The organism is Thalassotalea fusca (assembly GCF_053485835.1).
The window spans coordinates 383,874-398,518 of sequence record NZ_JBQRUN010000002.1 but is presented as its reverse complement, the minus strand read 5'-3'; the positions used below and the strand labels follow the sequence as shown (position 1 = coordinate 398,518).

General features: G+C 41.2%; 13 protein-coding genes. 2 read left to right on the top strand and 11 right to left on the bottom strand.

Annotated features, from left to right (window positions below; translation table 11 throughout):
* Nucleotides 1-21: 21 nt before the first annotated feature.
* The 3 genes from folP to rlmE all read right to left on the bottom strand — a co-directional run bounded on the left by folP (nt 22) and on the right by rlmE (nt 3,529).
* On the bottom strand, nt 22-831 hold the full coding sequence (gene folP / locus ACSLUK_RS04015) for a dihydropteroate synthase (protein WP_448547227.1): 810 nt from the start codon (nt 829-831) through the stop codon (nt 22-24).
* 93 nt (nt 832-924) lie between these two features.
* Nucleotides 925-2,841, bottom strand: coding sequence for an ATP-dependent zinc metalloprotease FtsH (gene ftsH / locus ACSLUK_RS04010; RefSeq protein ID WP_448547226.1), 1,917 nt, complete (start codon nt 2,839-2,841; stop codon nt 925-927).
* A gap of 58 nt (nt 2,842-2,899) precedes the next feature.
* Entirely contained in the window at nt 2,900-3,529 is a 630-nt protein-coding gene (gene rlmE, locus ACSLUK_RS04005; protein ID WP_448547225.1) for a 23S rRNA (uridine(2552)-2'-O)-methyltransferase RlmE, read from the bottom strand.
* Nucleotides 3,530-3,688: 159 nt separating this feature from the next.
* Between rlmE and yhbY the strand changes: the two genes are divergently transcribed.
* Nucleotides 3,689-3,985: a ribosome assembly RNA-binding protein YhbY gene (yhbY, locus tag ACSLUK_RS04000; protein ID WP_448547224.1), complete on the top strand. Its 297-nt coding sequence runs from the start codon at nt 3,689-3,691 to the stop codon at nt 3,983-3,985.
* On the opposite strand, the gene ACSLUK_RS03995 is transcribed toward yhbY, so the two are convergent.
* From ACSLUK_RS03995 to ACSLUK_RS03960, 8 genes are all read right to left on the bottom strand, one after another.
* Nucleotides 3,982-4,854, bottom strand: coding sequence for a hypothetical protein (locus ACSLUK_RS03995; RefSeq protein ID WP_448547223.1), 873 nt, complete (start codon nt 4,852-4,854; stop codon nt 3,982-3,984). The genes yhbY and ACSLUK_RS03995 overlap by 4 nt on opposite strands.
* Nucleotides 4,855-4,952: 98 nt before the next feature.
* A complete protein-coding gene (greA, locus tag ACSLUK_RS03990) occupies nt 4,953-5,429 on the bottom strand; it encodes a transcription elongation factor GreA (protein ID WP_448547222.1) in 477 nt (158 codons plus the stop codon).
* Between the two features lie 124 nt (nt 5,430-5,553).
* Entirely contained in the window at nt 5,554-8,769 is a 3,216-nt protein-coding gene (carB, locus tag ACSLUK_RS03985; RefSeq protein WP_448547221.1) for a carbamoyl-phosphate synthase large subunit, read from the bottom strand.
* A gap of 20 nt (nt 8,770-8,789) precedes the next feature.
* On the bottom strand, nt 8,790-9,920 hold the full coding sequence (carA, locus tag ACSLUK_RS03980; protein WP_448547220.1) for a glutamine-hydrolyzing carbamoyl-phosphate synthase small subunit: 1,131 nt from the start codon (nt 9,918-9,920) through the stop codon (nt 8,790-8,792).
* Nucleotides 9,921-10,153: 233 nt separating this feature from the next.
* Nucleotides 10,154-10,963 carry a 4-hydroxy-tetrahydrodipicolinate reductase gene (gene dapB, locus ACSLUK_RS03975; protein WP_448547219.1) on the bottom strand — a complete coding sequence of 270 codons (810 nt, stop codon included), beginning with the start codon at nt 10,961-10,963 and terminating at the stop codon, nt 10,154-10,156.
* Between the two features lie 10 nt (nt 10,964-10,973).
* Nucleotides 10,974-11,381, bottom strand: a complete 408-nt coding sequence (locus ACSLUK_RS03970; protein ID WP_448547218.1) for a DUF6841 family protein — start codon at nt 11,379-11,381, stop codon at nt 10,974-10,976.
* A gap of 60 nt (nt 11,382-11,441) precedes the next feature.
* A complete protein-coding gene (locus ACSLUK_RS03965; protein ID WP_448547217.1) occupies nt 11,442-12,062 on the bottom strand; it encodes an FKBP-type peptidyl-prolyl cis-trans isomerase in 621 nt (206 codons plus the stop codon).
* A 98-nt stretch (nt 12,063-12,160) separates the two neighbouring features.
* Nucleotides 12,161-13,105, bottom strand: coding sequence for a ketopantoate reductase family protein (locus ACSLUK_RS03960; RefSeq protein WP_448547216.1), 945 nt, complete (start codon nt 13,103-13,105; stop codon nt 12,161-12,163).
* A gap of 162 nt (nt 13,106-13,267) precedes the next feature.
* Here ACSLUK_RS03960 and ACSLUK_RS03955 point away from each other — a divergent pair, with 162 nt between their 5' ends.
* Entirely contained in the window at nt 13,268-14,611 is a 1,344-nt protein-coding gene (locus ACSLUK_RS03955) for a Na+/H+ antiporter NhaC family protein (RefSeq protein WP_448547215.1), read from the top strand.
* The last annotated feature ends 34 nt before the right edge of the window (nt 14,612-14,645 follow it).

Sequence of the window (14,645 nt, the reverse complement as noted above, 5' to 3'; positions counted from 1 at the left end):
TGTCTCCTTGTCAGTATCTTGTTATTTATTGTTTTGTGTTGCATTCAACACTTTTAAAACATCCACAGTTTCTTGAACATCGTGAACGCGAATAATAGATGCACCTTGCTGTGCAGCAAGTAATACCGTTGCCAAACTGCCAGCCAACCTTTCATCGGGTGCGCGTTGAAGTAAATTACCAATCATAGATTTGCGTGAAGTGCCTGACAAAATAGGCAAACCAAAACTTTGAAATTCTGACAACCGAGCAAGTAACGCGTAGTTTTGTTCTAACGTTTTACCAAAACCAAAGCCAGGATCGAGAATGAGGCGCGACTTACTTATCCCAGCATTTATACAGGCTTGAATTCGTTCTTCAAAGAATTGTTGAATATCGCCTACTACGTCGTCGTATGTTGGGTTTTGTTGCATTGTTCTTGGCATGCCCTGCATATGCATTAAGCACACAGGAACATGGCTATTTGCCATTACTTCTAAACAGCCATCATTTTGCAACGCTCTTACATCATTAATAATATCTGCTCCGCTACTAAGCGCAGCAGTCATAACCTCAGCTTTACTGGTATCGATAGAGACTTTGATATCAAAACGCGATTTTATCGCTTCAAGTACGGGTACTACACGTTCTATCTCTTCGTCAGTCAAAACATCTTGAGCACCTGGTCGCGTAGATTCGCCACCGATATCAATAATAGACGCGCCCTGCTTGATCATTATATCGGCTTGTTCAATAGCTGCATCTAGTGTTTGATGTTTGCCGCCATCTGAAAAGGAATCTGGGGTAACATTTAATATCCCCATAACCTGAGGCAATGTGTTGTCTAATGTCATATTAGCGATTTTATTTTATTTGTATGCTGTGAAATATATAGGATTCTTTAATAACAAAAAAGCCTCGATTAACGAGGCTTTAGTTATTCTATCCTATTTTGCGGGGATATCGCTAGGATTGTTTAAATCTGGCTCAACTTTCGCTTCAGATTTAGGTGGTTCATTTGAATCTGAATTGGTGTTTCCACCGTCTGCTGGCGGTCTTACTTCACGTCGTGCCATTAAGTCATCTATTTGTTTTGCATCAATTGTTTCATACTTCATTAATGCATCCTTCATAGAATGAAGAATATCCATATTATCTTTAAGAATTTGCTCTGCACGGTTGTAGTTACGTTCTACAAACTCTTTGATTTCTTCGTCGATAGCTTTTGCTGTTTCATCAGACATATGAAGTGACTTAGCCGTAGTACGTCCTAAGAAAACTTCACCTTCTTCTTCAGCAAACAACATTGGTCCCATTTTCTCAGATAGACCCCATTGCGTTACCATCTTGCGCGCTAAATTCGTTGCGCGTTCAATATCGTTAGAGGCGCCCGTAGACACTTTTTCTGGACCATAAATAAGTTCTTCAGCAATACGACCACCATATAATGACGAAATATTACTTTCTAAATGCTGCTTACTATGGCTAAAGCGATCTTGCTCAGGTAAGTACATCGTCACACCAAGTGCACGGCCACGAGGAATAATACTCACTTTGTACACTGGATCATGCTCAGGCACTAAACGACCAACAATAGCGTGACCTGCTTCATGGTAGGCTGTCATTTCTTTTTCTGACTCGCTCATTACCATCGACTTACGCTCAGCTCCCATTAGGATCTTGTCTTTCGCCTTTTCAAACTCTTCCATCGATACAAGTCGACGTGAACCACGTGCAGCAAATAGCGCAGCTTCATTAACCAAGTTAGCTAAGTCTGCGCCAGAGAATCCTGGCGTGCCACGTGCAATAACTGACGCTTTTACGTCATCTCCTAAAGGCACTTTACGCATATGTACTTTAAGAATCTGTTCACGACCACGAATATCAGGCAAACCAACCGTTACTTGACGGTCAAATCGACCAGGTCTTAATAATGCTGGATCAAGCACGTCTGGGCGGTTAGTCGCAGCAATCACGATAACCCCTTCGTTACCTTCAAATCCGTCCATTTCAACTAGCATTTGGTTCAATGTTTGTTCACGTTCATCGTGTCCACCACCTAAACCAGCACCACGTTGGCGACCTACTGCATCAATCTCATCGATAAATATGATACAAGGCGCAGATTTCTTCGCTTGTTCAAACATGTCACGTACACGAGAAGCACCTACACCAACAAACATTTCAACAAAGTCTGAACCAGAAATTGTAAAGAAAGGTACTTTTGCTTCACCAGCGATTGCTTTTGCTAGTAACGTTTTACCTGTTCCAGGTTGACCCACCATTAACACACCAGAAGGAATGCGGCCGCCAAGTTTTTGGAATCTTGAAGGATCTTTTAAGTAATCCACCAATTCTGACACTTCTTCTTTCGCTTCATCACAACCAGCAACATCAGCAAATGTCGTTTTAATTTGGTCTTCACTTAACAGGCGAGCTTTGCTCTTACCGAACGACATAGCGCCTTTGCCGCCACCGCCTTGCATTTGTCTCATGAAGAAAATCCAAATACCAATTAGCAGCAACATTGGGAACCAAGAAATAAATAACGTGGTTAAAATACTCTGCTCTTCAGGTGCCTTGCCTTTCGCCTTCACGCCATACTTAACGAGATCATTAATTAAATCACGATCGTAAGTACCTGGAATTAAGGTCGTAAATGCTTCACCACTACGCTTAACACCGCTAATAACTGAATTGTCTACCGTAACTTCTCTAATTTGTCCTTGTCTTAAATCTTGTACAAACCGAGTGTAGTCCATTAGTTGTTCATTGTTCTGTCCCGGAGTAAAGCTCTGAAAAACAGACATAAGAACAACGGCTATCACTAACCATAAAATAAGATTTTTTGCCATATCGCTCAACTTAATGACCTCTTGCTATATTGCTAACTGGTGCGATGTATAGATAACATCTAATTTACTACAATTTAAAGCCCGTCGCCACTAGATAAACTTCTCTAGATCGCGCACGTGATGATTTGGGCTTTCTCGTCTTTACTACAGAAAACATTTGTTTAACGTCTTTCATAAAGGCGTCAAACCCCTCTCCTTGGAACACTTTAACGACAAATGAACCATTTTTCTTTAGCACCTGATTACACATATCCAGTGCTAATTCAACTAAATACATACTACGCGCAGAATCTGCCGTATCATTGCCTGTGAAGTTGGCAGCCATATCAGACATGACCACATCGATGTTTTTACCATTGATTTTGTCGAGTAGTGCTTCAAGTACGGCTTCTTCTCTGAAATCACCCTGAAGAAAATCAACGCCGGCGATTGGGTCCATAGACAAAATATCACATGCAACCACTTGACCACTTTCACCAACGGCTTTTACTGCATATTCAGACCAACCACCAGGTGCAGCGCCTAAATCGACTACCTTCATCCCCGGCTTTATTAAATTGTCTTTTTCGTTGATTTCTTCAATCTTAAAAACGGCACGAGACCTCAGCCCTAATTTTTGCGCCTTTTTTACATATTCATCGTCAAAATGCTCTTGCATCCAACGCGCACTACTATTTGTTAACTTCTTTTTACTCATTTATTCGCTTTTTAATAATTTGGACATCATTCATGAGGAGTGATGGCTATTTATACACTTGCCGAATTTTCAGACATCATTCATAAACAACATTAGTATTACAGAGTAGATAAGGGTAAAATAGTGTTAATTCAAGCTAACTTGTAACGAAAATTGTTAATGACTTTAAATAAAAAACAAATTCAACACTTAAAAGGCCTTGCCCACTCACTTAAACCCATTGTTTTACTTGGCAGTAATGGCCTGACTGAAGCCGTAATTGCTGAAATCGACTATGCCCTGAATCACCATGAATTGATCAAAGTAAAAATTCCTACTGATGATCGTGAAGTAAAAGGTCTTATCGTTGAAGCTATCTGCAGAGAAACAAGCGCGACTAAAGTGCAAGTAATCGGCAAAACGTTAATTATTTACCGCCAATCTGACGAAAAGAAAATTCACATTCCTAAGCTTTAGTATGCTTTCGTGAATTCTCGACACAACTGATAATCCTCATTAGCCATCACCTCTGTGGTTTCTTGGCTAATGTTGGGATTATTCAGTAATATGAATTCCCGCTTAGATTGACTCAGTTCTTTTTTAGCTCCCTGTATCAATTCACTCTCATCATAGAACTTCGATAAGCTTCCGTCTTGTTGCGCAATACGAAAACCTTCCAATAATCTATTGGCAAGTCGCTTGTTTTCTCGCGAAACAAAAAAATAGAATGGCGCAGGATAGTAGAACACGAAACGTTTTTCTATCTCCAGATCGGGATACAATGTCTCTTCATGCACTGCTTCAAAAATTGAACGTAAGAATAAATCAAACCGCTTATGAGCCAGCATGCTAAACAAGCCAGTGTGAATGTGGCCCAACACTACTTTGTAGTTATTGGCTATCAGAATATCCGCGTCAGGCCAGTCGTGTCCTTGGCCGATCGGGACAGATTTTAACAGCGCATGTGAAGATATTTCATCAAATAATACTTGTTCGTCTTTTCTGATTAGTCCGACTCTACATCCCCCTAACCCCTTCATCAGAGGCACTCTAATTGGTAATAAGTCCACTTCACGCTGAATATTTGTCACGGTCCAGGCCACAGATAGCTTTTTGTTGTTCTTGAGAAACTCAATCACACGCCCTTGATTAAAAATAAAATCTAAACGACGTATTTCATACGCACCAAAAGTTTCATTTGTCTTGCTTAATGCAAGATCAAGTAAACCAACAAAGTGTTGTTCAAATTTGGCATTGCTTTCACCCGTCCAAGGGTAAACCACGATATCCTTAGCGATAACAACTTTACTAACAACCAATAAGAGCAATGCAACAGCACGTAACATTCAGGTTCCTTTCGTCCTTTGTAATACCATTAGTATAAATAAGAATCACACTATGAAAAAAGGCGCTAAACGCGCCTTCTTACTAAATAATACTGAAATTACTTATGCTCAACAGCAATCACTTCGTATTCCACTGGACCACGAGGCGTTTTAATTTCTATTTCTGTATCAACATTTTTACCGATTAAACCGCGAGCAATTGGTGAATTAATTGAGATACGGTTGTTCTTGATATCCGCTTCATCGTCACCAACGATTTGATACGTTACTTCTTCGTCAGTTTCAATGTTCAACAACGTTACCGTAACACCAAAAATCACTTTACCTGTGTTTGGTATTTTAGTGACATCAATAATTTGAGCATTACCCAATTTGCCTTCGATATCTTGAATTCTTCCCTCACAAAAGCCTTGCTGCTCGCGTGCTGCATGGTATTCAGCGTTTTCTTTTAAATCACCATGCTCTCTCGCTTCAGCAATTGCTTCGATGATTTGCGGGCGCTTTACTGATTTTAAATGATTTAACTCTGCTTTTAGTGCTTCGGCACCTTGTACCGTCATGGGATATTGATTCATTATTCTCTTCTTATCCTAAATAATTAAAGGTGGCCAATGGACCACCTTTAATAAATTTACTTGTCTTTGCCAATAGCATAACAAAACTGTTTGCTATCGACAAAACATTGTTTATCGACTCACACTAACAACGCTTATGAAGTTCCTGAATCGATGTGACTTTATTACGGTCATCTGCAGCGTGAGCCTGACAAGCGGCAAACGCAGCGTTAAGTGTTGTAGTATAAGCTACTTTATAACGTAACGCGCCACCACGTAAAACTTTTGAGTCTTCAATCGCTTTACGACCTTCGGTTGTGTTAACAATGTAGCTATACTCGCCGTTCTTGATTCTATCAAGAATATGTGGACGACCTTCGTGAACCTTATTCACCAAGCGACATGGTATCCCTGCTTCACCTAACTCAACCGCTGTGCCATGTGTAGCATCTAACTCATAACCTAATTCAACCAGTTGTTTTGCTAGCGATACAACACGCTCTTTATCACTGTTACGAACAGAGATTAATGCACGGCCAGACTTAGGAACAGTAACACCAGCGCCTAGGTTAGCTTTGGCGTAAGCTTCTTCAAACGTGTCGCCAACGCCCATAACTTCACCAGTCGAACGCATTTCAGGGCCTACCAATGGGTCACTACCGTGGAACTTGTTAAATGGAATAACCACTTCTTTAACCGAGAAGAATGGCGGAATCGTTTCCTTAGTAATACCTTGTTCAGTCAATGACTTGCCTGACATTACACGAGCAGCAACTTTTGCCAATGGCACTGAAGTCGCTTTCGAAACAAATGGTACAGTACGGGCAGCACGCGGGTTAACTTCAATCAAGTAAACCTCGCCATCTTTAACCGCCATTTGCGTGTTCATTAGGCCAATTACGCCCAACTCAAATGCAAGCTTAGTTACCTGTTCACGCATAACATCTTGAATTTCTTGAGATAAGCTATAAGCAGGTAATGAACATGCTGAGTCACCAGAGTGAACACCCGCCTGCTCAATGTGTTGCATAATGCCGCCAATAACGACATTTTCACCATCACAAATTGCGTCAATATCTACTTCAATCGCATCGTCAAGGAAATGGTCAAGCAATACAGGTGAATCGTTAGATACGCTTACCGCTTCGTTCATGTAACGACGTAAGTCTTGCTCATCGTATACGATTTCCATTGCACGGCCACCTAGTACGTAGGAAGGACGTACAACTAACGGATAACCAATTTTAGCCGCTTCAGTTACTGCTTCTTCGAGCGAAGTAACCGTTGCATTTTCAGGTTGTAATAAGCCTAAACGTTCAACCGCTTGCTGGAAGCGCTCACGGTCTTCTGCACGGTCAATCGCATCAGGTGAAGTACCAATAATTGGTACGCCAGCAGCTTCCAGTGCACGTGCTAGTTTAAGTGGTGTTTGACCACCGTACTGAACGATTACACCTTTTGGCTTTTCAAGGTTTACAATTTCTAATACATCTTCAAATGTGATTGGCTCAAAATATAAACGATCTGATGTGTCATAATCAGTTGAAACTGTTTCAGGGTTACAGTTAACCATGATCGTTTCATAACCGTCATCACGCAAAGCTAGTGCAGCATGTACACAACAGTAGTCAAATTCGATGCCTTGACCAATACGGTTTGGACCACCACCGATAATCATGATTTTTTCTTTATCAGATGGTGCTGCTTCACACTCTTCATCGTAAGTAGAATACATGTAAGCCGTATCTGATTTAAATTCCGCTGCGCAAGTATCAACACGCTTGTAAACAGGGTGAATGTCTGCAGCATGACGCTTTTTACGAATCTCTGCTTCACTTACACCAATAATCTCAGCTAAACGTGCATCAGCAAAACCTTTACGTTTCAATTTACGTAGGTAGCTTGCCGTTAAACTCGCCATGCCACCATCAGCAAGTTTTTGCTCTTCCTGAATTAGATCTTGAATCTGAACTAGGAACCAACGGTCAATTTTAGTGGCATTAAACACTTCATCAAGCGTCATGCCCATACGGAATGCATCACCGATATACCAAATTCGCTCTGCACCAGCTTCTTGTAATTCATGCATAATTGTTGAACGCGCTTCAGGGTCATTCAAATCAACCATAGGATCAAAGCCTGATGCTCCAACTTCCAATCCGCGTAACGCTTTTTGCATTGATTCTTGCTGGTTACGACCAATTGCCATCACCTCGCCCACTGATTTCATTTGCGTGGTTAAACGATCTTCAGAGCCAGCAAATTTCTCAAAGTTAAAACGAGGGATCTTAGTTACTACGTAGTCAATTGTCGGCTCAAACGATGCTGGTGTTGCACCACCAGTGATATCATTTTGTAGCTCATCAAGGGTAAAACCAATCGCAAGCTTCGCTGCAATTTTAGCAATAGGGAAACCTGTTGCTTTAGACGCTAGTGCTGATGAACGTGAAACACGTGGGTTCATCTCAATGATAACCATACGGCCAGTATTAGGACACACACCAAATTGTACGTTTGAACCACCCGTTTCAACGCCAATCTCACGCAAAACGGCTAGCGAAGCGTTACGCATGATTTGGTATTCTTTATCTGTCAACGTTTGAGCAGGTGCAACTGTTATTGAGTCACCTGTGTGAATACCCATAGGGTCAAAGTTTTCGATTGAACAGATGATGATACAGTTGTCGTTTTTGTCACGAACAACTTCCATCTCGTACTCTTTCCATCCAATTAATGATTCATCGATTAATAATTCATTAGTTGGCGAAAGATCTAATCCACGAGTACAGATTTCTTCAAACTCTTCACGGTTATAGGCGATACCACCACCAGTGCCACCCATTGTAAAAGACGGGCGAATAATACATGGGAAACCAATGCGTGTAGAAGTGTCTAGTGCTTCTTCCATTGTATGCACAATTTCAGCACGAGGTGTTTCTAAACCGATTGCTTTCATTGCTTTGTCAAAACGATCACGATCTTCCGCTTTATCAATCGCGTCCGCCGTAGCGCCAATCATTTCAACATTGAATTCTTTCAATACACCGTGCTTTTCTAAGTCAAGCGCACAGTTAAGCGCCGTTTGACCCCCCATAGTTGGCAATACAGCATCTGGGCGCTCTTTTTCGATAATCTTACGAACCACTTCCCAATGAATCGGCTCAATGTAGGTAGCATCAGCCATTTCTGGGTCGGTCATGATTGTCGCAGGATTCGAGTTAACCAAAATAACACGGTAACCTTCTTCACGCAGCGCTTTACACGCTTGTGCACCTGAATAATCGAACTCACACGCCTGTCCAATTACGATTGGACCTGCACCTAAGATTAAAATACTTTTTATGTCAGTACGTTTTGGCATAGTAAATAGTCTCTCTGTGCTTAAGCTTTGCGCGCTTTGATTAAGTCAATAAAGTGGTCGAATAATGGTGCAGCATCGTGTGGTCCTGGGCTCGCTTCTGGATGCCCTTGGAAACTAAATGCAGGTTTGTCTGTGCGGTGAATACCTTGCAACGAACCATCGAACAATGATTTATGCGTCACTTTCAATGTTTCAGGTAATGTATCTTCGTCAACGGCAAAACCGTGGTTTTGTGACGTGATCATTACCACATTTCGGTCATAATCTTTAACTGGGTGGTTAGCACCATGATGACCAAATTTCATTTTAACGGTACCAGCACCACTTGCTAAGCCAAGAAGTTGGTGACCCAAACATATACCAAAAATTGGTAAATCGGTTTCTAAAAACGTCTTAATCGCACTAATTGCGTAGTCACATGGCTCTGGATCACCAGGTCCATTTGATAAGAAGATACCGTCAGGGTTCATTGCTAACACTTCTTCTGCAGGCGTTTGAGCAGGAACTACCGTTAAACGACAACCACGGTCAACCAACATACGTAAAATATTGCGTTTAGCACCAAAATCGTATGCAACCACGTGAAAATCTAACTTTTCTGGAGAAACATGGCCAGAACCTAACTGCCAGCTGCCGTCAGTCCACTCATAGCTTTCTTTAGTAGAAACAACTTTTGCTAAGTCCATTCCTTTAAGACCTGGAAAGTCTTTCGCTTGAGCGAGTGCCGCCGCTTCGTCGATACTCTCTCCCGCTAAGATACAACCGTTTTGCGCACCTTTTTCTCGTAAAATACGAGTCAATTTACGTGTGTCAATGTCAGCAATACCTAAGATATTGTTACGCACTAAATATTCACTTAAATTTTCTTCATTTCTGAAGTTACTTGCCAAAAGAGGTAAATCGCGAATCACTAACCCTTTAGCCCAGATAGTGCCAGACTCTTCGTCTTCAGCGTTTGTACCTGTATTGCCAATATGAGGATAAGTGAGGGTAATAATTTGTTCTGCGTACGAGGGATCAGTAAGAATTTCTTGGTAACCTGTCATTGAAGTATTGAAAACTACTTCCCCAACAGCCGCCCCTTCTGCACCAATTGCGGTACCTTTAAATACAGTGCCGTCTTCAAGCACTAAAATGGCAGATTTAGTCAATTTAACCTCCGAAAAGAAGAATATAATCTTAACAATTACCACCGCAAAAAACGGCGGAATATTAAGCGCGTTATTATGTCGTTAATCCGTCTAATACCTTGCCGAAAGCAAATTTTTGACAAATTCCGCGCATTCTACGCTTATCTTAGCAATTCGTCCAGTCTAAATTGCAAAAATTAGCGTTTAACTCTATTTTTACGTTTAAAGCCCTAAAAGCAGTAGTTATCTCTTTATTACAATTGCTTTAATCCCAATACGTCCTGCATATCGTAGTAACCATTTTCAGCATTCGCTAACCAACTAGCAGCGCGCATAGCGCCTAATGCAAACGTCATTCGAGAGCTTGCACGATGCGTTAGTTCAAGTCGTTCGCCCAAATCTGCAAAAAATGCAGTGTGCTCACCTACAATGTCACCGGCTCTTACCGTAGCAAACCCAATGGTGTTTGGGTCTCGTTCATCAGTTATGCCTTCTCTGCCGTATACAGCACACTGTTGCAAGTCTCTGCCTAGCGTATCAGCAATCACTTGCCCCATTTTCATTGCCGTTCCTGAAGGCGCATCTTTTTTGAACCTGTGATGCGATTCAAAAATTTCTATATCAGTATAGTCGCCAATTGCTTTAGCGGTAATTTCAAGGAGTTTGAAAAGCAAATTAACACCAACGCTCGTGTTAGGTGCCAATAAAACTGGCATTGAATCCCCTGCATCCACTATTTGTTGCACTTGCGTTTCATCAAAGCCGGTAGTACCAATAACCAAAGCCTTTCTATTTTCTTTACACCACGCCATATGCTCAAAAGTAGATTCTATCGATGTGAAATCAATGAACACGTCTGCTGTACTTAATTCATTAATCGTAGTGACTGTTTTAGTACCTATCGAACCGATACCAGCGAGCTCGCCTAAATCAAATCCATTGAATGATGAGCGCTCGCGTACAGTGCCGCCAATTAGTTCTATATTGTTGTCATTGTGAGCTGCTTCGATGAGATTTCGCCCCATGCGACCGCTACAACCTAAAATTGCTACTTTGATTGTCATTTTCATCTCTTTAAAACTTGAAGGAATGGGCAAGTTGCTGATATTGGCCTTCATCGTATGACATAACGTTGACGATTCGCCATTGAGCGTCAATCTTGTGAATCACATAAAACGCGCAGAACGTAGTAAATACTTGTTGATTGGCATCGATAAATTGCCAGTCAACACAGGCGTTAATGAGGGTGTCGCTCATTTGATTATAGCTAGCTCGCGGAGAAACAATATCTGCCATATTCGCACCTTGCAACTGAGCAAAAATTTCACTGAATGCATCGTTAAATGAGTCGTCTGATGTAAGCCATTTAACTTCATCTGGCGTCGCTAGTAAGCAAGGCCGGGAATATAATTTCATTACAGCAGACAGATTATATTGTTTGAACGCTGCAACATAGCTACTGAATAGATCTGTAATCGCCATCGAGGATGACTCTTCCTTTATTAAAGCCCAAAAAAAAGCCGGAAACTCCGGCTTTCAATATTATAAAATGTCTAATAATTCAACGTCGAATACTAACGCTGAATATGGAGGGATCGCGCCCTGTGAGCCACGCTCACCATATGCCAAGTTGTAAGGAATGTACAAACGCCATTTAGCACCAACCGACATTAATTGTAATGCTTCAGTCCAACCAGCGATAACGCCGCCAACTGGGAACTCAGCAGGCTGACCACGATCGTATGAACTATCGAAAACATCACCGTTAATAAAAGTACCATGGTAATGTGTGCGAACAGTGCTTTGTGCCGTAGGCTTGTCGCCTTCGCCAGCAGTCAATATTTCGAATTGTAAGCCTGATTCAGTAACAGTCACTTCGTCACGCTTAGCATTTTCAGCTAAAAATGCTTCGCCTTCTGCTGCTTTTTCTTTTGCAGCAGCCATTTCAGCTTCCTGAAGTTTCTGAGAAACAATACCAAAAGCTTCATTTAATGCTTCGTCTGAAACTTGGCTAGCAACGTTAGCTAGTGCATCAGCTAAACCAGCTTGTACAGCTGTTACGTCGAAATCTTTAAAAGGATTATTGCGCAATTGGTCACCCAATTGACGACCAACGCCATAACTTACACGTTGCTCGATTGATTCAAATTTATTGTCAGACATAAGAAGCTCACTTAAAAGTTAGTGATAAAAATTTCGCGCAAGAATAGCATACTCTCACGCGTATCTGTAGAGGCAATAAGTAACAATCTAGTTATTTGTTATAAATTTCGGATAGGTTGCGATAAATTGCTCAATATTTCGCAATAACGATTTAAAACAGGCGTATAAAGCTGATTAGCTTTGGCAAAGTCAAAAGGGTATTGGCATAAAGCATCAAACTCACCAACCTTTCCCACATATAAATCTCTTTGCAATGAGGTAGTGCTATTAGCAGGTAGTTTGTTAACCGCCTCAAATATCTTTTCTGCGGCATTATCGTTTAGTGTTACGCCATGTGCTTCGGCAATAGTGACATATTCGGCGATCAAGGCGTTCAAATCACTGCGCAAATTATCGTCAGCTAATATTTCACCAATGGGCAACTTCACTGCGCTTGCCAACACGCCCCAAGGAGCAACAAAACAAAATTTTTGCCATAATGAACGACGAATATCTGTCTTTATACTAAAGTCTATATTCGCTCGGGTAAGCGCTTCATTTAATCGCTTAAATTTTTTGTTTAGTAGATCACCACACAGCTCCTTTGATTCGAGTGTAATATGCGGTACCACGCCTGTATGCTGAATATCCCCTACTGCTTTCTCTGACACGATAATGTTAGCGATTGCTGTGCATATGTTATTCATAGGTAAGTGTTTTGAAAGCCGCTCTTTTTGATGAACACCGTTTAACAGGCTGATCAACAATGTATCTTCTTTAACGATTTTTTTGAGCAAGTTAATAATGTCTGGCACCTGCGGGGATTTTATAGCCAACAACACTACATCGAAACCTTCATTAGTCGCTAATAGTTCAGACTCAGTCAGCGTATTCACGTTGGCTATGTGTGCATCACCACATATACTGGTTATTCGAATTCCATGCGTTCGATATAGCTCGGCTCTTTTTTCTCGTGCGAGAAAACTCACACTCTCGCCAGCTTCAACTAATCTCGCACCGAAATAGCTTCCTATTGCGCCAGCACCAACAACAAATACTTTCATTATCAATTACTCTATTCAAATAAATTCAATTTTAACGCCTTCAGATGGACGTCTAGAAATCTAGATTGACACACTATTTTTGCTACTTATAATAATGCCAGTTATAGACTTTTTCTCTGATTCGTTTATTGTCAAAGAATAACAATTAAAAGAGCACGTTGCATGACACAACCACCAATTTCGCATTCTAGCCATTCAAATGCTGATCAAAAACAAAACAAAAATCTCATCAGCCTTTTACCGTTTGGCGTATTTCTCGGGCTATTTTTAGGTACCGGCATCATTTTAACCCTGCAAGGCGTTGAATTTGCGTTTTACCAACTACCTGCAAGTATCGCGATAATTCCGGCAATTTTATTCGCAATTGTTTTGGGTAAGCCGTCAATTAGTGAGCAAATCAATCAATTTATCCAAGGCGCTGGTCACCCAAATATTATTACTATGTGTGTGATTTATCTGCTTGCAGGAGCGTTTGCAACCGTTGCCAAAGCTACTGGCAGTGTGGATGCAAGTGTTCAGTTAGGCTTGTCTATCTTCCCTGATTATTTATTACTGCCAGGTTTATTTATTGTTGCAGCACTTCTTTCTACCGCGATGGGCACATCTATGGGCACCATCGCAGCAATAGCACCGATTGCATTAGGCTTTATAGAATCAGCTGAAATGAGCGCTGCAATAGTTGCTGGGTGTATTATTTCAGGTGCAATATTTGGTGATAACCTATCGATAATTTCTGACACAACGATTGCTTCAACTCGCAGTCAGGGAGCCAGAATGAAAGACAAGTTTAAAGTGAACTTTACCTTTGCCGTACCAGCCGCCATCGTATGTATTGTGCTCTTTGGTTTTTTAGGAGAACCCGTTACCAGAGACGTAACAACCGATTACGCAGTATTAGGTATTGTGCCTTATATAGTCATTCTTGCGTTGGCACTTTCCGGTGTTAACGTATTTGTTGTGTTACTTGTTGGTATTGTGTTGGCGGCAGCCATTGGCATGATGACTTCAGACTATGCATTAGGTCAATGGATTAAAGACATCAATGCAGGATTTGCTGGTATGCAAGACATATTCATATTGTCATTGTTTATTGGTGGGTTAAGTGAATTGATAAAAAACCAAGGTGGTTTAGCTGCGCTAACACATTATATTGAAAAGTTAGCGAACAAAGTAAGCCCAAACAATAAAAAACGCGGTGCTGGGATCGGCATTGCCAGCCTAGCATTTAGCTGTAATTTTTTTACTGCAAATAATACCGTTTCAATAATTGTAGCCGGACAAACGGCGAAAGATCTAGCCGAAGACGGTGAACTAACGCCTGCACAATCAGCGAGTTTGTTAGACGTTTTTGCTTGTATTAACCAAGGATTATTACCTTATGGGGCCCAGGCCTTACTACTCGGCGCCACATTGGGTATTTCACCCTTAGAAGTAGTTACTTGTGCGTTTTATCCGATGATTTTGTTCTTTACGGCTATGTTTGCTTATAGGCGAATGACCAAATAATTAACCACTACCCTTCGATACGTCGTGCCTCCTA

What these genes read in the sequence shown, in the direction of transcription:
- yhbY (WP_448547224.1), top strand. Translation starts at nt 3,689, where the DNA reads ATGACTTTAAATAAAAAACAAATTCAACACTTAAAAGGCCTTGCCCAC.
- ACSLUK_RS03965 (WP_448547217.1), bottom strand. Translation starts at nt 12,062, where the DNA reads ATGTCTGACAATAAATTTGAATCAATCGAGCAACGTGTAAGTTATGGC.
- ACSLUK_RS03995 (WP_448547223.1), bottom strand. Translation starts at nt 4,854, where the DNA reads ATGTTACGTGCTGTTGCATTGCTCTTATTGGTTGTTAGTAAAGTTGTT.
- greA (WP_448547222.1), bottom strand. Translation starts at nt 5,429, where the DNA reads ATGAATCAATATCCCATGACGGTACAAGGTGCCGAAGCACTAAAAGCA.
- dapB (WP_448547219.1), bottom strand. Translation starts at nt 10,963, where the DNA reads ATGACAATCAAAGTAGCAATTTTAGGTTGTAGCGGTCGCATGGGGCGA.
- rlmE (WP_448547225.1), bottom strand. Translation starts at nt 3,529, where the DNA reads ATGAGTAAAAAGAAGTTAACAAATAGTAGTGCGCGTTGGATGCAAGAG.
- folP (WP_448547227.1), bottom strand. Translation starts at nt 831, where the DNA reads ATGACATTAGACAACACATTGCCTCAGGTTATGGGGATATTAAATGTT.
- carB (WP_448547221.1), bottom strand. Translation starts at nt 8,769, where the DNA reads ATGCCAAAACGTACTGACATAAAAAGTATTTTAATCTTAGGTGCAGGT.
- ACSLUK_RS03955 (WP_448547215.1), top strand. Translation starts at nt 13,268, where the DNA reads ATGACACAACCACCAATTTCGCATTCTAGCCATTCAAATGCTGATCAA.
- ACSLUK_RS03960 (WP_448547216.1), bottom strand. Translation starts at nt 13,105, where the DNA reads ATGAAAGTATTTGTTGTTGGTGCTGGCGCAATAGGAAGCTATTTCGGT.
- ACSLUK_RS03970 (WP_448547218.1), bottom strand. Translation starts at nt 11,381, where the DNA reads ATGGCGATTACAGATCTATTCAGTAGCTATGTTGCAGCGTTCAAACAA.